The following is a 20658-nucleotide window of genomic DNA, read 5'->3' as shown; positions in this document are numbered from 1 at the left end:
TTTAATAAACAAATAGATACAGCAATCACTCTTTTTACCTTCCTTTATCCGTTCTTACACAATGTTAACATTTGTGAGAACGATCACCAACTCTCGGCGAAAACACGCTTATATTTAACACAACAAAACAAAATATCACCAAAATTAACAAAGGTGCACAATGACAACATCAACGCATTACTCTGTAGCCATCGTAGGCTTGGGTTCAATGGGCATGGGTGCGGCCAAGTCTTGCATCCGCGCCGGGCTGAACACCTACGGCGTCGATCTTAACCCGCAGGCGCTGAAGACGCTGCAACAAGCCGGGGCTAAACAGGCCGCCACCAGCGCCGACGCGTTTGCCGCCGAGCTGGATGCCGTGCTGCTATTGGTGGTGAATGCCGCACAGGTAAAACAAATCCTGTTCGGCGAAAACGGACTGGCGCCCCGCCTGAAGCCCGCCACGGCAGTCATGGTGTCGTCCACCATTTCCGCCGCCGATGCCAAAGATATTGAGCGCCAACTGCAAGCGCTGGGGCTGAACATGCTGGACGCCCCGGTTTCGGGCGGTGCGGCCAAAGCCGCCGAAGGCCAGATGACGGTGATGGCGGCCGGCGCGGAAGCCACCTTCGCGCAATTGCAGCCGGTGCTGGATGCGGTGGCCGGCAAGGTTTACCGCATTGGCGCGGAAATCGGCCTGGGCGCCACGGTGAAAATCATCCACCAGTTGCTGGCCGGGGTGCATATCGCCGCCGGGGCGGAAGCGATGGCGCTGGCGGCACGCGCCGGCATTCCGCTGGACGTGATGTATGACGTCGTCACCAACGCCGCCGGCAACTCCTGGATGTTTGAAAACCGCATGCGCCACGTGGTGGAAGGCGATTACGCGCCCAAATCCGCCGTCGATATCTTCGTTAAGGATCTGGGGCTGGTGGCGGACACCGCCAAAACGCTGCACTTCCCGCTGCCGCTGGCTTCCACGGCGTTCAATATGTTTACTGCGGCCAGCAACGCCGGCTACGGTAAAGAGGATGACAGCGCAGTGATCAAAATTTTCGCCGGCATCGAACTGCCGTCTAACCAGGAGAATAGCTAATGTTGCTTGGCGTTATCGCGGACGATTTTACCGGTGCCACCGACATCGCCAGCTTCCTGGTGAACAATGGCCTGCCGACGGTGCAGCTCAACGGCGTGCCGCAAGGCAGCGCGCCGGCCGGCGCCCAGGCGGTGGTTATCAGCCTGAAAACCCGCTCCTGCCCGGCGCCGCAGGCCGTTGAGCAGTCACTTCAGGCGCTGGCCTGGCTACAGCGCCAGGGTTGTCGCCAGTTTTACTTCAAATACTGCTCCACCTTCGACAGCACCGCCCAGGGCAATATCGGCCCGGTGACCGATGCGCTGCTCGAGGCATTGGGCGAAAACCTGACGGTAATATCCCCGGCGCTGCCGGTTAACGGCCGCACCGTTTATCAGGGGTATCTGTTCGTGATGGAGCAGTTGCTGTCGGAATCCGGCATGCGCCACCACCCGGTAACGCCGATGACCAACAGCAACCTGCTGCAATTAATGGAAGCGCAAGCCAGCAGCCGCTGCGGGCTGGTGAACGCGGCGGTGATGGATCGCGGTGCGGCGGCGGTGCAGGAAAAGCTGCAGCTTTTAGCAGGCGAAGGGGTGCGCTATGCGGTGCTGGATACCCTGAATGAACAGCACCTGCTGGCCCAGGGGGAAGCGCTGAAAGGGATGAAGCTGGTCACCGGCGGTTCCGGCCTGGCTATCGGCCTGGCGCGGCAATGGGCCGATGCCGGGCAGGATCAACGCCTGGCGCAGGCCGCCGGCGCGCCACAAGGGAAAAAGGCCGTGGTGCTCTCCGGCTCCTGCTCTACCATGACCAACAAACAGGTGGCGCATTACCGCCAACAGGCCGCGGCGCAAGCCATCGACGTGGCGCGCTGCATCAACGCCGCCGAGCGCCATGATTATTCACGCCAGCTCGGCGATTGGCTGCAACAGCATGCGGCGGATACGCTGGCGCCGATGCTCTATGCCACCGCCGAACCAGAAACGCTGCGCCAGATCCAACAACAATACGGGGCCGATGCCGCCAGCCACGCCGTGGAAGCACTGTTTGCCGAAACCGTGCAACTGCTGCAGCAGGCCGGTTTCAACCGCTTTATCGTCGCCGGGGGCGAAACCGCCGGCGTGGTCACCCAGGCGCTCGGGATCGGCGGTTTCCATATCGGCCCGAGCATCTCACCCGGCGTGCCGTGGGTGCGCGCGATCGAACAGCCTGTCTCACTGGCCCTGAAATCGGGCAATTTTGGCGATGAAAACTTTTTCGCCAGGGCGCAAACGGAGTTCCCGGTATGACATTTTCGCAAAAATCCGCGCCATCCGATGAGCAGTTGGCGCGTGAAGAGATGGTGCGCCTTGGCGCTTCTTTCTTTGCACGCGGCTATGCCACCGGTTCCGCGGGCAACCTTTCGCTGCTGCTGCCCGACGGCACGCTATTGGCGACGCCAACCGGCTCCTGCCTGGGGGAATTACAGGCCGGGCGCTTATCAAAAGTCAGCCTGGACGGCGAGTGGATCTCCGGCGACAAACCGTCGAAAGAGATCAGCTTCCACCGGGCGCTGTACCTGAACAACCCGCAGTGCAAAGCCGTGGTGCACTTACACTGCACCTACCTGACGGCCCTTTCCTGCCTTCAGGGGATAGATCCACAAAACGTGATCAAGCCTTTTACCCCCTACGTGGTGATGCGGGTGGGCGAGATACCGCTGGTGCCTTATTACCGCCCCGGCGATGAACGCCTGGCGCGCGATCTGGCCGCACTGGCGCCCCGGTATCGCGCATTTCTGTTGGCCAACCACGGGCCGGTGGTCACCGGATCAAGCCTGCGGGCGGCGGCCGACAATACTGAAGAGATGGAAGACGCGGCAAAACTGATTTTCACTCTCGGTGACCGCCCAATCCGTTATTTAACCGACGATGAAATTGCCGAGTTACGGAGCTGATTATGCCTAAATTTGCTGCCAACTTATCGATGATGTTCAATGAACTGCCGTTTCTGGATCGCTTTGCCGCAGCGGCGGCGGCCGGCTTCACAGCGGTGGAGTTCCTGTTCCCCTATGACTACCCGCCGGCGCTGCTGGCGCAAAAGCTGCAGGAAAACGGCCTGCAACAAGTGCTGTTTAATACCGCGCCCGGCGATATCCACGCCGGCGAATGGGGGCTGGCGGCGCTGCCCGGCCGTGAACGGGATGCGCAAGCCGATATCGATCAGGCGCTGGAATATGCCATCGCCCTGCAATGCCCGAATGTGCACGTGATGGCCGGAGTGGTGCCGCCAGGTGAAGAGTGGGCGCGCTACCGCGATAGTTTTATCAGCAATATCCGCTATGCCGCCGATCGCTTTGCCGGCCACGGCATCAAGGTGCTGATTGAAGCCCTGAGCCCGCAAGTAAAACCCAACTATCTGTTCAGCAGCCAGCACCAGGCCGCCCAATTGCAGCAAGACATCGATCGCCCGAACGTGTTTATTCAGTTCGATTTCTTTCACGCCCAGTTGGTGGACGGCAATATCAGCGGGCTAATTGAAACCCTGGCCGGGCGCTATGCCCACATCCAGATTGCTTCAGTACCGGCGCGCAATGAACCTGACGACGGCGAGTTGAACTATCCCTGGTTGTTTGAGCTGCTGGATCGCAGCGGCTACCCGGGGTGGATCGGCTGTGAGTACAAACCGCGCGGCGCAACCACCGCCGGCCTGGGCTGGGTTCAACCTTATCTGTAACCGCCCCGAATAATCTAATTAGACACTAAACATTTTTCCGTATCGCCCTTAACGGGCGATCGCGGTACCGAACTCTTACCCGATTAAAGGCAATGCTATGTCTACCTCAATGCTACTGTTAATCGCCATCGCTGGTGTAGCACTGCTACTGCTGATGGTCATCAAAGCCCGAATACAGCCGTTTGTCGCGCTGCTGTTGGTCAGCCTGCTGGTGGCGTTGGCCAGCGGTATCCCCACCGGCGAGGTAATGAAAGTCATGACCGCCGGCATGGGCGGCGTGCTCGGCTCCGTGACGATCATCATCGGCCTGGGCGCCATGCTGGGCCGGATGATCGAGCAATCCGGCGGCGCAGAATCACTGGCGCAGCGTTTCAGCCAAATCATGGGGCCGAAACATACCGTTGCCGCACTGACCATCGCTGCGTTTATCCTCGGCATCCCGGTGTTCTTTGACGTCGGCTTTATCATTCTGGCGCCGATCATCTATGGCTTTGCCAAAGTCGCGAAAGTGTCGCCGGTAAAATTCGGCCTACCGATGGCCGGTGTGATGCTGGCGGTGCACGTGGCGCTGCCGCCGCACCCCGGCCCGGTCGCCGCGGCCGGGATCCTGAATGCGGACGTTGGCTGGCTGACCATCATCGGCACGGCGGTTTGTATACCGGTTGGCGTGATTGGCTACTACGTTGCCAAATACATGAACCGCACCCAGTACCCGTTATCCGTCGAGGTGCTGGAACAGCTGCAGTTGGCGGCGCCGGAACCGACGCCGCAGGGTGCGCCGCCCATCAGCGATCGCATCAACCCGCCGGGTGCCGGCCTGGTCTCTGCGCTGATCGTCATCCCTATCGCCATTATCATGCTGGGCACCCTGTCGTCCACGCTGCTGGCGGCCGGCTCCCCGCTGCGTGATACGTTGTCCCTGCTCGGCTCCCCTGCCGTTGCGCTGCTGATCGCCCTGGCGCTGGCGTTTTACTTCCTGGCAATCCGCCGCGGCTGGAGCCTGCAACATACCAGCGACGTGATGGGCGCCGCGCTACCGGCGGCGGCCGTAGTGATTCTGGTGACCGGCGCCGGCGGGGTTTTCGGCAAGGTGCTGGTGGAATCCGGGGTGGGGAAAGCGCTGGCTGATGTGCTGAGCACGCTCGGCCTGCCGTTGATCCCGGCGGCGTTTATTATTTCGCTGGCGCTGCGGGCGTCGCAAGGCTCGGCCACGGTGGCGATCCTCACCACCGGCGGGCTGCTGTCTGAAGCCGTGATTGGGCTGAACCCGATTCAGCTGGTGTTGATTACGCTGTCTATTTGTTTTGGCGGGCTGGGGCTTTCACACGTCAACGATTCAGGCTTTTGGATTGTGACCAAATATCTGGGGCTTTCGGTGGCGGATGGGTTGAAGACCTGGACGGTGCTGACCACGGTGCTTGGGCTGTGTGGGTTTGTCTTTACCTGGTTGCTGTGGCTGGTGGTGTAGCAAAACGCCCCCATCCGGCCGTTATAACGAAAAAATGCCAGTCAGCGTAACTGACTGGCATTAATATTCTCTGGAATCCCGTGGCCCAACGCCAGGGAACCGGAACTTAGAAGCGGTAACCTACGCCTACGTTCCAGGTGCCTACGTCAACGCTACGGATACGGCTTTGTTCATAGCCAACATCCAGCGCCACGTCCTGAATTGGGTTGAATTGCATACCAGCGCCATAGCTGAAGCCATAGTCGCTGTTGCCAGCACGGTCAGAACCATCCTGCGCGTTGTTTACGTTTTTGCCGTAACCAACACCGATCACACCATAGATACTCGCCCAGTCGTTGAAGCGGTAAGCCGGGCCGGCAGTGATCGAATCATATTGTGATTTTTTGTATTGGCCGAATTCGGAACGGTCTTTTTCCAGGTGGGTGAAGGAACCAATCACGCCAACCGGGCTGTTGTCGAATTCATAACGGTATTTCAGGTTGAAGCCGTTAGCTTTGTTGGCTACGCCCTGAAAATCGCCTTGCGCATAACCGGCAGATACGGTGCTTTCGCCAGCAAAGGCACTGCCTGCGCTCATTGCTAATACACATGCTGCTACTGCGGAAAGACATGCAATTTTTTTCATAACCACCTCAAACTCGTTTTTTTATTTAATACAACCTTGTAACTTCAGTTGAAAATATAACAAAAAACAGAGCGAAACTCCGCCAATAATTAAGTGTCTAACACTTAATATCGTGTAACAGGAGGTTTCAAGAATAGTGTATCTCTCTATTTTTGCTTGATTTCCATGCGGATTGTAGAAGCTTTCATGACGAAAATCACGGTTTTAATATCCAGATAAATCCGAATAAGCTGTGCTTTTTTTATGCTAAATGGCGGAAACCCCCGTCAGTTCTGCTTCTTCACGGACTTTTCACAGCGATATATCTCCGAACATTTACACTGGCATACACTTATTTACGAATTGCTTTCCTGAAGCCGGGATGATACGAAAGACGCTAAATAAGGATAAAAGGGATGCCATCCTCCGTGAGTACCAACACCCCCGCCACAATGTTACCCATATGCGGTTTACTGATTGCCATTGTATCCACCCAGGTGGGCGCCTCACTGGCGAAAAGCCTGTTTCCGCTGGTCGGCGCTGAAGGGATCACTACCCTGCGCCTGAGTATCGGCACGCTGATCATGTTTATCATCTTCCGCCCCTGGCGCATGCGGCTAAGCGTGGGCAACCGCCTGCCACTGCTGATTTATGGCCTGTCGTTGGGGGCGATGAACTATCTGTTTTACCTTTCGCTACGCACGGTGCCGCTGGGGATCGCCGTCGCGCTGGAATTCACCGGCCCGCTGACGCTGGCCATGTGCTCATCCCGCCGCCCGGTCGATTTTATCTGGGTAATACTGGCCGTTACCGGGTTGGGGTTTCTGCTGCCGCTGGGCCATAACGTGGGCGCTATCGATCCGTTAGGCGCCGCCTGCGCCCTGGGTGCCGGCACCTGTTGGGCGATATACATTATTTCCGGCCAAAAGGCCGGCGGGAACCATGGGCCGGGAACGGCAGCCATCGGCTCGCTGATCGCCGCCGCCGTATTTTGCCCTATTGGGGCCTGGCATGCCGGCGGTGCGCTGCTGAACGTGGATATTCTTCCGCTGGCGATTGCGGTCGCCGTGCTGTCCACGGCATTGCCCTATTCATTGGAAATCATCGCCTTGCCCAAAATCCCGGCGCGCACATTCGGCACCCTGATGAGCCTGGAACCGGCGCTGGCGGCGTTGTCCGGCATGGTGTTCCTGAACGAACACCTGACGCCGGTGCAATGGGCCGCGCTGGCGGCGATTATCATCGCCTCCATTGGCGCCACCCTGACGCTCAAAACGCAAACGCGGATTGAGCCGCTTTCCTAGTAAAAGAAATGCCGGCAAAAGCCGGCATTGCCATCACATCACGCGGCGAAGCGCAGGGTTATTCAACGGCGATCGGCGTTTCCACCAGTTTCACGTCTTGATCGCCCTGCAGCGCTTTTACTTTTTGCTGATACTGTTTCACCTGTTCAGCATCTTTCAGCAGGGTGTAGGTCAGCTCAAAATCGGTGCTTTGCCCCGGCTGCAGTTGTTTAATACGCCCCTGCTCACGTTCGATTTTCACCGGATAGGCGTAGCTGGTGCCGGGTTCAATCCCAGTGACGTAGCCCTGGCGTTCAGTATCGGTGTTTTTCCACTGCGTCAGCACTGGCAGTTGATGGGTATCAAAGCCAATCGCCACGCCGCGATCGCCTTGCTTGTTATTCAGCATCGCCAGCGTTTTCCCCTGTGCATCGGCCAACGGCACGATATTGAACACCATCTCATCAAAGTCTTTGGTCGGCCCCTGATAGGTATGCCAGCCTTTCAGCCCGGCTTTGGCATAGTCGTTGAAAGGCGAGATCTGCTTAATCGGCGCGCTGAAGGTCGCCCCCTCGCCGAGGATCGGCGTGCCAAAGTTGCTGTGGTAGATAATCTGGTAATCGCGCGGGTAGTCAGCGCGGTTGGTCAGGCGATCATGAAGGGTGAATGACTGCGCGCCCGGCACGTACCGCAGCTCAGTCCAGGTTTCCAGATTGCTTTTCTTGAAGGTGTTCTCTTTCAGCAAACCGCGGATACGGACTTCATACGGCGCCTTTTCCGAAATTTCCACCACCACCTTCGATGCCGGCGTATTGCCGGCCCGGCCGTGCAACGTATACAGCGTCCCGTTTTCTACGCCGGGGTGACCGGTCCATTCGTATCCGCAACGTACCACCATTTCATTGAAACCATCCAGCCAGCCCAGGCCGCCGCGGCTTTCCAGGTTGATGTAGGCCGGGTTGACCACATCCGTCACCGGTGAATCCCAACCCAAACGCACACCAGAGCCGTTAACGTGCAGCAGATCCATACCGCGTGTCGGGCTAAGCGCAATGGTCAGCCCCGGACTGGTCAGCGTGATCACTTTCGAGCCTTCCTGCTTGCCGCCGTGCAGCACCTTCTGTTCAATGCTGAAGCGGGCGCCGGGGATGTTCAGCTTTTGGCTATCAATCTGCCAATTGCCCTGTTCAATACCATTTTCGTTATCTGTCAATACGATAGTTTCAGCACTGGCATAACCGGAAACCAGCGAGAGCGCGATTGAGACTGCAAGAAACGTTTTCATTGATGATTCCTTATCTGTTTAAGCTGAATGGTTTTAGCTTTGTCCTCGATAAAGGTAGGTTTTCGCGCTAAATGAAAATGCGAGGCGGGTCACTTTTCTGCGACATCGATTAACGGAAAAATATTTACGTGATACGGATCATACTTATCGATGCAAATTTGCCGAGGCAAGCATGAAAATAGACGTCCGATCGCCATTAATTGAATTGCTGAAATAGCTGAAGCTGCTTCAGCAAAACGATGCCGTCAGCAAAAACGATGCCGTCATATTTGCGTAACGGATATTTAAGGCAGCGTCCGCAGCCAGGCAGCCGTCTGGCGCGGGGAACGCAAATGGATAAAGCGGATGTGGCTGTAGCGCGCATCCTGCATATCGGCCAGGTATTTGGCACGGTTTTTACGGTAGGTTTTTAACGTCCAGAGGATGATGGAATCACGGCTGAAAAAAGACCGGCGAAAGTTTTCCCGGTTGCCGGTGTGCGGCCACAGTTCGGTATGGCGCCATGACCTCTGCAGCGCACGGCGTATCGCCTGCCAGAGGGTGCGGCAGAAACCGTAATCCACCCATACCACCCATTGCACCTCGCGCCATTTGATCGGCTTCGTCCGGGTGTAGTTACCATCCAACACCCAGCCCATCGGCGCCGCAGCGAGCGTTTGCTCAACCTTGAGCAGAAATTCCTCGTCCGGCGTGCCCTGCCATGCCGGGCGCCAAAACAGCAGATCCATCTCGATATAGGGCACGGCAAACTTCTGCGCCAACTGGCGCGCCACGGTGCTTTTACCGCTGCCGCTGGTTCCGACGACGTTGATTTTCATTTTTCAGCCAGGCCATTCACAGGAGGGAGCACATTTTATAAGGGCAAAGATGCGCTATCAATATGAATTATCTGCGAATAAACCAGAAAATAATGTAATGAATAAAAATGGCTGTACGCGGCGGCATTTTCAGGCGAATATCATTAGCCGAAATGATATTAAGAATAATTACCAACCTCAAACAGGCAAATAGATAGCTCTTTAATAATCAGCAAGGTTTACAATTTCGAGAAAAATTACCCCTGGCAATAAAAATAATCAACCTGTTCCTGCCTATTTATCCGATAGCCACACTCCGCCGGCAAAAAAAATTATCGCTGCTATACTTAAATCCGTAGCGAAATATGACAACAATTAATCAAGAGGATATCAGATATGAGTACCGCTAAACTGGTGAAAACGAAATCTTCTGATCTACTGTTCACGCGCAATGATGTGGATGAGAAAACCAAACAGGCCACCATTAAAGCTCTGAATGAACAGGTTATCCAGTTCATCGATCTGTCGTTGATCACCAAACAGGCGCACTGGAACATGCGTGGCGCAAACTTCATCGGTGTCCATGAAATGCTGGATGGTTTCAGAACCGCCATTACCAATCATCAGGACATCTTCGCAGAACGCGTTGTGCAACTGGGTGGCGTCGCGCTGGGTACCGTACAGGTTGTTAATGATAAAACGCCGCTGAAAAGCTACCCAACCAACATCCATACGGTTCAGGAGCACCTGAAGGCGCTGGCCGATCGCTACGGTGCCGTGGCCAACGACATCCGTAAAGCCATTACCGAAGTGGAAGATGAAGATACCGCAGACATGTTTACCGCCGCTTCGCGCGATCTGGACAAATTCCTGTGGTTCATTGAGTCTAATATTGAATAAAAGTGCGCGGCCTTAAAACAGGCAGCCCACGGGCAACAGTGAGCATGTTGTGTGTAAACAGGCCGGGGGTGTAACCTCGGCCTGTTTTTTTGCGTCAATGACTATTGAATTGTACAAAAAAAAACCCATAGTAATCCGTGTCACAGCAACAAAGAGAGGTCACTATGGCAAGCGGATGGGCAGCTGACGGTGCGGTGCAAGATCAAATAGATTCCACCGTAGAAGATGCGGTTGAGCGCGCGCGCCATGCCCTTGGGCAGGGTGAAAGCGAGCATTATTGCCAGGAATGTGGGGAAGAAATTCCACTCGCGCGGCGCCAGGCGCTAAAAGGCGTGCGCTTTTGCCTGGCCTGTCAAAGTGAGAAAGACAAAAAGCAGGCGGCGGCCAGCCTGTACAACCGCCGCGGCAGCAAAGACAGCCAATTGCGCTAACCCCGCATTCACTCCCCGCCAAGCGCCGCCAACGCTTGGCGTTTCTTTTTTCCTGGCCGCGCATACGGCTGCACTTGCACCAAATGCAACATTTTTTCGCCAGAAAAGTTAGCGTTAGTTGTCTGTATTACGGCAACATGGTTAATTATCGGTTGTTTTCCCGCCATTATTCAGTTAATCATAATTATTATGCACCACCATGGATTGTTGCACTATTTTGGTGATTACAAACAGTGCAATCGCGGAAAAATTCACGGTTATTGCACCATGCCGTATTCCAACCCATTGTTTTAATAAAACATTAAAACATGGCACGAATCTTTCATGGCAATGGCTGCAATATAAAAAATGGGTCACCCACAACCTGTACAGGAAATACCGCTCATGAAGTCAATTTTTAAAGTTACTCTCGCCACACTTTCCCTGGCTTTCGCCATAAACCTCCACGCAGCAGAAAAACTGGTTGTCGCAACCGACACCGCCTTCGTTCCCTTTGAATTCAAGCAGGGCGACAAATACGTCGGCTTTGATATTGACCTGTGGGCCGCTATCGCCAAAGAGCTGAAGCTGGATTACACCCTCAAACCCATGGATTTCAGCGGTATCATCCCAGCGCTGCAAACCAAGAACGTTGACCTGGCGCTGGCCGGCATCACCATCACCGACGAGCGCAAAAAGGCCATCGACTTCTCCGATGGTTATTACAAAAGCGGTCTGCTGATCATGGTGAACGCCAGCAATGACAGCATTAAAAGCATTGACGATCTGAACGGCAAAGTGGTTGCGGTGAAAAGCGGCACGGGCTCCGTGGATTACGCCAAACAACACATTAAGACCAAGGACCTGCGCCAGTTCCCGAATATCGATAACGCCTACATGGAACTGGGCACCCGCCGTGCGGATGCCGTGCTGCACGATACGCCGAACATCCTGTATTTCATCAAGACCGCCGGCGCCGGCAAATTCAAACCGGTTGGCGAATCGCTGGAAGCGCAACAGTACGGCATCGCTTTCCCGAAAGGCAGCGATGCATTGCGCGACAAGGTGAATGCCGCGCTGAAAACCCTGCGTGAAAACGGCACCTACAACGAAATCTACAAAAAATGGTTTGGCGTTGAGCCGAAATAACGGCTAACGCGCGCTTGCACGCATAAGCGTGCATCCGTAGATTTTGCAAACAGTCACACCAACGCCATCCGGCAGGTGCCCCCAGGGGCCCCTTCGGGTGGCAAATCTGTTGGGCGCGGCGGCAAACACGGCCGCCCCGGCAGCGTGAAGGTGCCATATACGGCCTGTTGTTACGCGTACAGCTCTGTTCGCGGCCAACTGATTTAACCACGACACGTTTTGTCGTACCTGATTCCCTTTGGGAACACTGGGAGAAAACACCATGCAGTTCGACTGGAGCGCCATTTGGCCTGCCATCCCCATCCTGTTAGAAGGCGCCAAAATGACCCTGTGGATTTCTGTCCTCGGTCTGGTTGGCGGCCTTATCATCGGCCTTATCGCCGGCTTTGCACGCACCTACGGCGGCTGGATCAGCAACCATATCGCGTTGGTCTTCATTGAAGTTATCCGCGGCACGCCGATTGTGGTGCAGGTGATGTTTATCTACTTCGCCCTGCCGATGGCGTTTACGGATTTGCGTATCGATCCTTTCAGCGCGGCGGTGGTCACCATCATGATCAACTCCGGCGCCTATATTGCCGAAATCACCCGCGGTGCCGTGCTGTCTATCCATAAAGGCTTTCGCGAAGCCGGGCTGGCGCTCGGCCTGTCGCGCCGCGAAACCATTCGCTATGTGATTATGCCGCTGGCGCTGCGCCGCATGTTGCCGCCGCTGGGTAACCAGTGGATCATCAGCATTAAAGACACCTCGCTGTTTATCGTGATCGGCGTGGCTGAACTGACCCGCCAGGGGCAGGAGATTATTGCCGGTAACTTCCGCGCTCTGGAAATCTGGAGCGCCGTGGCGGTTATCTATCTGATTATTACCCTGGTGCTGAGCTTTATTCTGCGCCGCCTGGAAAGAAGGATGAAAATCCTGTGATCGAATTTAAAAACGTCTCTAAACATTTTGGTCAAACCAAAGTGCTGCATGATATCGACCTGAAAATCAACCAGGGCGAAGTCGTCGTCATCATCGGGCCTTCGGGTTCGGGAAAATCCACCCTGCTGCGCTGCATCAACAAGCTCGAAGAGATCACCAGCGGCGATCTGATCGTCGATGGGCTGAAAGTGAACGATCCGAAAGTGGATGAGCGCCTGATCCGCCAGGAAGCCGGGATGGTGTTCCAGCAGTTTTACCTGTTCCCGCACCTGACCGCGCTGGAAAACGTCGCCTTTGGCCCTATCCGCGTGCGCGGCATCAAAAAGGCCGAAGCGGAGAAGCAGGCGCGCGAGCTGCTGGCAAAAGTCGGGCTGGAGGAACGGGCTCACCACTACCCTGGCGAGCTTTCCGGCGGCCAGCAACAGCGCGTGGCCATCGCCCGCGCGCTGGCGGTAAAACCGAAGATGATGCTGTTCGATGAGCCCACCTCCGCCCTCGATCCGGAACTGCGCCATGAGGTGCTGAAGGTGATGCAGGATCTGGCGGAAGAAGGCATGACCATGGTGATCGTCACCCATGAAGTCGGTTTTGCCGAAAAGGTGGCTTCGCGCCTGATCTTTATTGATAAGGGCCGCATTGCACAAGACGGGGAACCGCATGCCCTGATCAACAATCCGCCCAGCCCGCGCCTGCGCGAATTCCTGCAGCACGTTTCCTGATCGCTTCTGCTCTGGCGGGCGCCCTGCGCCCGCTATCTTGATTCCCACGTACCGCTTGGTCAATTCCCTACTATAATGGGTGTTTTTTGCTTTACCCCGTTTCCCGGGCACGACAAAGAGAGGAACAATGCCGCCAAACGCATACGCCCGATTAGCCACCTGTTTGCGCCAATGCCGCTTCCTGTTATTACTGCCGCTGTTGTTTTGGTTCACCCCTCCTACCTTCGCCGCCGCTGCGGCAGACCAGCAGAAAGCGTCTTATGCCACGTTGGCCCACCTGCTGGAAGACGATCAGGCGCGGGCCAACCTGATTGCCCAGCTAAAGCAAGCGGCGGGTGAAGCCCCCGCGCAACAACAAACCGCCCCGCCGCCGCAGGCAGCCTTGAGTGATGGCCTTGGCGATCTGGTGCAAAGCGCGTTTGATAGCGTTAACCACAAACTGGCAACGCTGCAAAAAACCATTGATTCCGGCCCGAAGCGCGCGTTCCACCGCGACAATTTTCTGCGCGCGCTGGGCTATTTCCTGCTCACCGCGGCGGTGACGTTTGCCTTTTTCCATCTGATCCGGCGCCTGGTCAGCCCGCTGTACCGGCGGATGGGCGACTGGGGCCACCATGTTAAGCACCGCCAGCAGGGGCCGTGGTACAAGCTCCCGGCGGCGATTATCGGCGCGTTTGTGATTGACCTGCTGATTCTGCTGATGGCGCTGGCCGCAGGCAATCTGTTCGCCCAGCATGTGAATGCCGGCAGCGCCGTGATCACCCGTCAACAAACGCTGTTTCTTAACGCCTTCGCGGTGATTGAGTTCTTCAAAGCCATGCTGCGGCTGATTTTTTCTCCGCGTTTCAGCTACCTGCGCCCATTCCCGTTCAGCGATGAGACGGCAGGTTACTGGAACACGCGGCTGGCCTGGCTAAGCGGCCTGATCGGCTATGGGCTGATGGTGGTGGTGCCGATTATCGCCACCCAGATAAGCTACGCGGCGGCAGCGCTCACCAACCTGGCCATCATGCTCACGCTAACGCTGTATGCGTTTGGCCTGATCCTGCATAACCGCAAGCCTATACAGCACCAAATCAACCTGCTGGCGGAACGTTCGATGACCTTCTTCAGCGTGTTTCTGCGTGGGCTGGGGCACGTCTGGCATTTGCTGGCCATGGCCTATTTCCTGGTGCTGTTCGTGCTGTCGCAGTTTGATCTTGGCAACAGCCTGCGCTTTATGATGACCGCCACGGTGAAAAGCCTGCTGGTGATCGGCGCGGGGGCGCTGCTTTCCGGTATGCTGACCCGTTGGATTTTCCGCCGCATCGCGTTGCCCGATGATGTTAACCGCCGTTACCCGATGCTGGAACGGCGCATCAATGCCTATATTCCCAATGGGTTGAAAATTTTGCGGGTAATGGTGGTGGCCGCAGTGACGCTGTTTTTGCTTGATGCCTGGCATATTCTCAATCTGTACCAGTGGGCCGGCAGCGACATCGGCGGGCGCATGATTGGCGGGCTGCTGCATATCTTACTGATCGTAGCCATCGCCGTTGTCAGTTGGACCCTGATGGCCAGCGTTATCGAGCACCGTCTGGCGCTGGAGGTGAGCAACAGCGTGCACCCAAGCGCGCGCGAACGTACTTTGCTGACGCTGTTTCGCAATGTCCTGGCCATCGTAATCAGCACCATCACCATCATGATCGTGTTGTCGCAGGTGGGCATCAACATCGCGCCATTGCTCGCCGGGGCCGGGGCGCTTGGCCTGGCCATCAGTTTCGGCGCGCAAACGCTGGTGAAAGATGTGATCACCGGCGTGTTTATTCAGTTTGAGAACGGCATGAACAGCGGTGAGTACGTGACCGTCAGCGGGATCACCGGCACGGTGGAGCGCATGACCATCCGTTCCATTGGGCTGCGTGATGACTATGGCGTGTACCATATCGTGCCCTACTCTTCGATCACCACGCTGGCAAACTACGCGCGCGAGTTCGGCATTTACCGCGCCGAATACACAGTAAGCCGCGATGAAGATATTGACCACGTTACCGCAGTGCTGCAGCAGGCGGTTACGGCGCTGCAACACGACGACGGCGTGCGGGCCTTCCTGATCGGCGAACCGGCCTTCAGCGGCGTGGTAGCCTTGGCTGACCGTTCATTTACCATTCGGATCACCGTACGTACCCAGGCGCTGAAGCAATGGGCAGTGCAATATGCACTGGACAGGCTGGTGAAGATTCATTTTGAACAAGCCGGCATTGCCATGCCGCAGCAGGCAGTGCAGCTTTCCTACGCTTCGCAGAAAGATGCCGCGGCGGGAGAGCGGCCGGAAGAGGATGATAAGCAAGAACCACAAAAGAGATAGGGTGTAGGCGCCGGCAGCCGGTGTTTAACGCCATTGCGTTCACGCTGCCGCCGCCGTATTAAAGCACGCTTATGCCGCCGCCCAACGCGCAGCGGCCCACTCGGCCTGCTGTTGGGGCGACAGGAAGGTCCAGGCCACAAAACGGCTGATCTTCTGCCCCTGCGCCATTTCAACGGTGCGCACCTCAACCGCCCCGGCCTGCTGCAACGCTTGATAAATCAGCGGCAACGTGGTGCTTTTTGAAACCAGCGAAGTAAACCACAGACAGTTGCCCGCTCTGGCCACGCTTTCCGCCACCATCTGGCAAACGAAAGCCGCTTCACCGCCTTCACACCACAGCTCATTATTTTTGCCGCCGAAATTCTGCACCGGTGTTTCGCCCACTTCGCCTTTGCCCAACTTATGCAGTTTGCGGCGGGTGCTGGCCGTGGCCTCCTGCGCCGAGCTGTGGAACGGCGGGTTGCACAGCGTGGCATCAAAGCGCTCCGCCACGCCGATAATGCCCTGGAAGATCGCCGCCGGCTGTTTCTGCTGGCGCAGGCGCACGCTGTTACGCAAGGTCGGGTTCATGGTAACGATCATTTTGGCCGCGTTTAATGATACCGGGTCGATCTCCGAACCGGTAAAACGCCAGCCATAATCGTGCTGGCCGATGATCGGGTAAATACAGTTGGCCCCCACGCCAATGTCCAGGATCGCCACGTTTTTGCCACGCGGGATCGCACCACCGTTAGCGCTGGCCAACAGATCAGCCAAATGGTGCAGGTAATCCGCGCGGCCAGGGATCGGCGGGCACAGGTAGCCTGCCGGGATATCCCAATGCGCAATGTCGTAAAAATGCTGCAGCAACGCCCGGTTAAGCATTTTCACCGCCGCCGGATCGGCAAAATCCACCGATTCATCTCCCCAGACGTTGGGCGCGACAAACGGCGCCAACGCCGGGCAACTGGCAATCAGGGCAGGAAAATCATAGCGGGAGCGATGGCGGTTGCGCGGATGCAGGCCGCTTTTTTGCTGTGGGAAGGTCTTTTTCTTTTGCACCGTGGCGGGCTCTCTGATAACCATTTCTGCGGCGTAAGATAACATAAAGCACGCGGCAACTTGCACAATGCGGCGCATCAGCCAGAATTATAGCCTGGTTTCCCCCGTTATCAGGCCGCTTATGAACAGTGAATCCCGTTACTATTATGAACCCGCGCAGGGCCACGGCCTGCCGCACGATCCGCTGAACGCCATTATCGGCCCACGCCCGATCGGCTGGATATCGTCCGTCAGCGCCGCCGGCCAGCGCAACCTGGCCCCTTACAGTTTCTTTAACTGTTTCAACTATCACCCGCCTATCATCGGTTTTGCCAGCTGCGGCTGGAAAGACAGCGTGGCCAATATTCATGAAACCGGCGAGTTTATCTGGAACCTGGCAACGCGCCCGCTGGCCGAAGCGATGAACAACAGTTCCGCCAGCCTGCCGCGCGATCGCGACGAGTTCACCTTTGCTGGCCTGACACCATTGCCGGGGCGCAAAGTGCGGGTAGACCGCGTAGCGGAAAGCCCGGTCAATTTCGAATGCCGGCTGACGCAGTGCATCCAGTTGCAAACGGCGACGGGCGAGAACGTGGACACCTGGCTGGTGTTGGGAGAAGTGGTTGCCGTGCATATCGCCGGCAACCTGCTGGATGAACAGGGTATTTACCAGACGGCGGCGGCGCAGCCGATTCTGCGCGCCGGCGGCCCAACGGCCTATTACGGCATTTCCGAGCAACAACGCTTCGATCTGGTGCGCCCGGACGCGCGCGGATAATACGCCCTGGTGGGGCTTGGGCTTGGCCGTGCCCCGCCACAGGCCGCCTGCATTTACAGGCGGGCTTCAATCGCCGCGGCGAAATCACGGCACATCTGCTCGTCGCCGTTAGCGTTATCGGCCAAAACTGCATCGCCATCCACAACGCGAATATGCGCCGCCAGATCAAAGTCGGCCGGCGGTTGCGGCCGCTGAGCCGCAGCGGCAATCGCCTGCTGCGCATCGTGCCAGGCCTGCTCTACCGTTTGGTTACAGGCTTCGGCCAGGTAATCCGGATTAAAGCCTTCGCCGGTCAGGCTGCGCAACGTATCGTCATGGCTGACGCTGTTGCCTGGCAGCCAGTAATGCCGGGCCAGATCGGGGCCAATCGCCGGGTTATCGGTCAGGTAACCGTCACGTTGAAGGAAGAACTGCCGGGTTTGCTCTACCGCCATCAGCGCCAACAGATACCCCTGATAGGAACAGGCGGATTCCAGCGACAACAGGTGCGGGATCGCCAGCGTCGGGCGCGGGCTGCCGCTGATGCCCAAAATCTTCTGCTCGATATCGCGCGCCAGTTGGCTAATCGCCGCCGACGTGCGCTGCTCATCGTCCCACTGGTAAAGCGCCCATTCAAAATACGGCACCAGCAGGATATGGCGTTCGTTAAACGCGCGCATCGGTTGGCGGGCGGCAATGCTGGCCTTGATCAACGCATCCGGCACCGGTTCACCGGCGGCGTTTTTCGCATAGCGCTTCAGCCAGTCGGCATCATCCAGCAGACTATCGCAGAACATCGACTGGGTTTCGGCATAGGCCATGGAGGTCGGCGGGAACTCCTGGGAGAAACACGGCGCATTCTGGCAAATGTTGGCAAAGTGCGCCGCGTGCCCGCCCTCATGGAACAAGGTGTTCAAGCCGTTGGCGCCGCTGCCCACCTGCCCCGGCTGCGCCAGGCTAGTGAAATTGATCTGCGCCGGCTGCCATTTGCCCTGCTGGATAAACGCCGGCACCGGGCTGTGCATAAAGCCATTTTCATATTTGCCTTTGCGCACCAACAGATCGAGGTTCAACTGCGCGCCGCGAAAGCCAATATGCAGCCTTTTGAAGCTGTTCACCCAGCGCGCCAGCGACTGTGCGAACGGGAAGTAGGGATCGAGCTGGCGCGTCACGTCGCCGGCGCTGGCAAAGCGCAGGTTCCATGGTGCCAGCGCCTGCTCACCCTTACTGGCGGCCAGTTGCTGCAGGCTGCGCGCATTGGCAGCGCGCGTTTGCTGTTCGAACCGGTCCAAAATAGCGAACAGTTGCTCCGGCGACATCCGTTCGGTTTTGTTCACCTTGTAATCAAAATAGTTGCGGTAACCCAGTTGGCGGGCAAAACGGTTACGCAAACCGATCAGTTCCGGCAGGCCGTTATGCAGCAGCCATTGCTCCAGATCGCGCAGCGCGGTTTGCGAACTGCGCCGATATTCTTCATTTTCGTTGGTGGCCTGATTGGTGAGCAGCTCACCGAGGGAAGCCGGCACCCGCTCCCCCTTGGCGTTCAGGTGCTCCACCGGGTAGTCTTTACGGCGGTTATACAGATCGGCTTCGGCGGCGATGATTTGGTCCAGCAGCGCCTGCGCCTGTGGATCTTCAATCGCGTTACAGTCAAAAAAGCGCAGCCAACCGTTCAGGCCGTGCAACAGCGCCTCTTTTTCCGGGCTGTTGGGCTGGGCTTCGAGCCCGGCCAGCATTTGGCGAATCTCCGGCAGGCGGCGCGGCTCGGCGATAAAACGTTTATAGGCGCTTTCCGCCGCGGCAAAGCGTGCCGACACATCCTTACCGCCGGTGCCCATATAGTTTTGCCAGAATAATTCTTCTTTGTTGCGGTGAACGTTGAGGTAATCCTGGTTCAATTGATTGAAATACTCGAGAGCCTGTTGCATAACCATCCTCTAAGAAAATACGCCGGTTTTTTCAGTATACATACCCAAAATAATTCGAGTTGCAGGACAAAAACGCGAAAGCGTTTTTGAACAGCGCTAGCGCTGGCCCCGTAGGGGTGAGGCCGAATGGCTGAATTACGCGGCAACGCAGCTGCCCCATCGGGGCGAGGCCCAGGGATGGGCCGAGTAATAAAGCCAACACACCTGCAGCTTGAAGTATGAAGGGTATACCCAATAAATTCCGCGTTGCACAATGAATTAACACATCGCAAATTCAGGGTTATGGCAGGCAGACGTCACACAAACGCGCCAGCCCATCTTCCAGCGTCGTCGCCACACCGACCGCGACCAGGCAACAGGCGATTTGGCGCTGGATCGCCGGCGGGATGGGCACATCCCCGGCCAGGCAGCGCTCCGTCCAGCGCGCCGTGCTGAGCGCATCCTTCTCCGCTGGCAGTTGCGCACTTTCATCTTGCGATGGCCGTTCCATCAGCACCTGCTGCTCGCCGCCCACGATGTAATGGATCTGCGGGCAACGCTGCGGGTTAGCGTAGGCTTCGCCTTCCGTACCGTGCATCAGTAACCCGCGCCCGCCAATCTGGCGGAAGAACGAACCGACGCGCTCCACATATTCCGGGTGAGAAACGCTGGCGATGCGCAGCACATCGGCGGCGCCAAACGGCGTGGCCAATTTTGCCAGCGTATGCGCACTGTTGCGCACCCCCATACGCCAACGCAGGCCAAGTTGGCGCTCCAAAGGCGCAGACAGTGCGCTCACCGGAATAAACACCGGTTCGCCCGCATCCAGCCGCTGCTGGGCATGGGCCGCGTCTTCCGACCAGGGCATGCCCAGCGCCTGGAAAATTTCCGCACTGGTCACCCGGGTGCGATCGTCTATCACCCCGTGCACCACCACCGGCAGGCCGACTTTGGCCAACAGCAATGCCAGCAGCGGCGTAAGGTTCGCCTGCCTGCGCGCGCCGTTGTAGCTCGGCAATACCACCGGCATCGGTTTGCCCTGCGGCAAAGAAAGCTGCATCACCTGCTGCTGCATGGCGTGATAAAAGCCGAGCATCTCGGCTTCCGCTTCGCCTTTGATACGCAGCGCGATCAACACGCCGCCCAGTTCCAGCGGCGGCACATCGCCGGCCAGGATCGCCTGATAAAGCTGGAAAGCGGTTTCCTGATCCAAATCGCGCGCATGATTCTTGCCACGGCCGATTTCTTTGATAATTTTGGTGTAATCCATGGCGGGGTTCCCCTGGTATGCCTGCGGCAAGCAGGCCTTATTCATGTATTT

The 20658-nt window shown here is 57.1% G+C and carries 19 protein-coding genes; 13 read left to right on the top strand and 6 right to left on the bottom strand.

Annotation, left to right across the window (positions count from 1 at the left end):
- The first annotated feature begins 160 nt into the window (after positions 1-160).
- From ltnD to AC559G_RS12430, 5 genes are all read left to right on the top strand, one after another.
- Positions 161-1075 carry an NAD(P)-dependent oxidoreductase gene (gene ltnD / locus AC559G_RS12450; RefSeq protein WP_498912741.1) on the top strand — a complete coding sequence of 305 codons (915 nt, stop codon included), beginning with the start codon at positions 161-163 and terminating at the stop codon, positions 1073-1075.
- Positions 1075-2343, top strand: a complete 1269-nt coding sequence (otnK, locus tag AC559G_RS12445) for a four-carbon acid sugar kinase family protein (protein WP_498912740.1) — start codon at positions 1075-1077, stop codon at positions 2341-2343. The genes ltnD and otnK overlap by 1 nt, the downstream gene beginning before the upstream one ends.
- Positions 2340-2990, top strand: a complete 651-nt coding sequence (otnC, locus tag AC559G_RS12440) for a 3-oxo-tetronate 4-phosphate decarboxylase (RefSeq protein ID WP_416261965.1) — start codon at positions 2340-2342, stop codon at positions 2988-2990. Before otnK ends, otnC begins: the two co-directional genes overlap by 4 nt.
- 2 nt (positions 2991-2992) lie before the next feature.
- Positions 2993-3769 carry an HPr family phosphocarrier protein gene (locus AC559G_RS12435; RefSeq protein WP_498912739.1) on the top strand — a complete coding sequence of 259 codons (777 nt, stop codon included), beginning with the start codon at positions 2993-2995 and terminating at the stop codon, positions 3767-3769.
- Between the two features lie 97 nt (positions 3770-3866).
- Complete coding sequence (locus AC559G_RS12430) at positions 3867-5237, top strand: GntP family transporter (protein WP_095845288.1); 1371 nt, start codon at positions 3867-3869, stop codon at positions 5235-5237.
- Positions 5238-5343: 106 nt separating this feature from the next.
- On the opposite strand, the gene ompX is transcribed toward AC559G_RS12430, so the two are convergent.
- Complete coding sequence (gene ompX / locus AC559G_RS12425) at positions 5344-5862, bottom strand: outer membrane protein OmpX (protein WP_095845289.1); 519 nt, start codon at positions 5860-5862, stop codon at positions 5344-5346.
- Positions 5863-6257: 395 nt separating this feature from the next.
- Between ompX and rhtA the strand changes: the two genes are divergently transcribed.
- A complete protein-coding gene (gene rhtA / locus AC559G_RS12420) occupies positions 6258-7145 on the top strand; it encodes a threonine/homoserine exporter RhtA (protein ID WP_438597301.1) in 888 nt (295 codons plus the stop codon).
- Positions 7146-7203: 58 nt separating this feature from the next.
- Here the strand turns inward: rhtA and AC559G_RS12415 are convergent, their stop codons facing one another.
- Positions 7204-8409, bottom strand: a complete 1206-nt coding sequence (locus tag AC559G_RS12415) for an aldose 1-epimerase family protein (protein WP_498912738.1) — start codon at positions 8407-8409, stop codon at positions 7204-7206.
- Between the two features lie 284 nt (positions 8410-8693).
- Positions 8694-9227, bottom strand: a complete 534-nt coding sequence (locus tag AC559G_RS12410) for a P-loop NTPase family protein (protein ID WP_498912737.1) — start codon at positions 9225-9227, stop codon at positions 8694-8696.
- A gap of 375 nt (positions 9228-9602) precedes the next feature.
- Here AC559G_RS12410 and dps point away from each other — a divergent pair, with 375 nt between their 5' ends.
- The 6 genes from dps to ybiO all read left to right on the top strand — a co-directional run bounded on the left by dps (position 9603) and on the right by ybiO (position 15653).
- Positions 9603-10106, top strand: a complete 504-nt coding sequence (dps, locus tag AC559G_RS12405; protein WP_121552914.1) for a DNA starvation/stationary phase protection protein Dps — start codon at positions 9603-9605, stop codon at positions 10104-10106.
- A gap of 164 nt (positions 10107-10270) precedes the next feature.
- On the top strand, positions 10271-10537 hold the full coding sequence (locus AC559G_RS12400; protein ID WP_095845294.1) for a DksA/TraR family C4-type zinc finger protein: 267 nt from the start codon (positions 10271-10273) through the stop codon (positions 10535-10537).
- 384 nt (positions 10538-10921) lie between these two features.
- Positions 10922-11665: a glutamine ABC transporter substrate-binding protein gene (gene glnH, locus AC559G_RS12395; RefSeq protein WP_498912736.1), complete on the top strand. Its 744-nt coding sequence runs from the start codon at positions 10922-10924 to the stop codon at positions 11663-11665.
- 262 nt (positions 11666-11927) lie between these two features.
- Complete coding sequence (gene glnP / locus AC559G_RS12390) at positions 11928-12587, top strand: glutamine ABC transporter permease GlnP (protein ID WP_095845296.1); 660 nt, start codon at positions 11928-11930, stop codon at positions 12585-12587.
- Positions 12584-13306 carry a glutamine ABC transporter ATP-binding protein GlnQ gene (gene glnQ / locus AC559G_RS12385; protein ID WP_498912735.1) on the top strand — a complete coding sequence of 241 codons (723 nt, stop codon included), beginning with the start codon at positions 12584-12586 and terminating at the stop codon, positions 13304-13306. The genes glnP and glnQ overlap by 4 nt, the downstream gene beginning before the upstream one ends.
- A 127-nt stretch (positions 13307-13433) precedes the next feature.
- Positions 13434-15653 (top strand): mechanosensitive channel protein, encoded by a 2220-nt coding sequence (ybiO, locus tag AC559G_RS12380; RefSeq protein ID WP_498912734.1) that lies wholly within the window; start codon positions 13434-13436, stop codon positions 15651-15653.
- A 69-nt stretch (positions 15654-15722) separates the two neighbouring features.
- Here the strand turns inward: ybiO and rlmF are convergent, their stop codons facing one another.
- Positions 15723-16694 carry a 23S rRNA (adenine(1618)-N(6))-methyltransferase RlmF gene (rlmF, locus tag AC559G_RS12375; protein ID WP_498912733.1) on the bottom strand — a complete coding sequence of 324 codons (972 nt, stop codon included), beginning with the start codon at positions 16692-16694 and terminating at the stop codon, positions 15723-15725.
- Positions 16695-16815: 121 nt separating this feature from the next.
- On the opposite strand from rlmF, the gene AC559G_RS12370 reads away from it, so the two are divergent.
- Positions 16816-17451, top strand: a complete 636-nt coding sequence (locus AC559G_RS12370) for a flavin reductase family protein (protein ID WP_498912732.1) — start codon at positions 16816-16818, stop codon at positions 17449-17451.
- A gap of 53 nt (positions 17452-17504) precedes the next feature.
- On the opposite strand, the gene AC559G_RS12365 is transcribed toward AC559G_RS12370, so the two are convergent.
- Together AC559G_RS12365 and ybiB are read right to left on the bottom strand one after the other, a co-directional pair.
- Complete coding sequence (locus AC559G_RS12365; protein WP_498912731.1) at positions 17505-19358, bottom strand: gluzincin family metallopeptidase; 1854 nt, start codon at positions 19356-19358, stop codon at positions 17505-17507.
- A 280-nt stretch (positions 19359-19638) separates the two neighbouring features.
- Positions 19639-20607 (bottom strand): DNA-binding protein YbiB, encoded by a 969-nt coding sequence (gene ybiB / locus AC559G_RS12360; protein WP_498912730.1) that lies wholly within the window; start codon positions 20605-20607, stop codon positions 19639-19641.
- Between the last annotated feature and the right edge of the window lie 51 nt (positions 20608-20658).

Source organism: Gibbsiella greigii (assembly GCF_039540155.1).
Lineage (GTDB): Bacteria > Pseudomonadota > Gammaproteobacteria > Enterobacterales > Enterobacteriaceae > Gibbsiella > Gibbsiella quercinecans.
The sequence above is the reverse complement of the archived record's forward strand: the minus strand, read 5'-3'. Positions and strand labels throughout refer to the sequence as shown.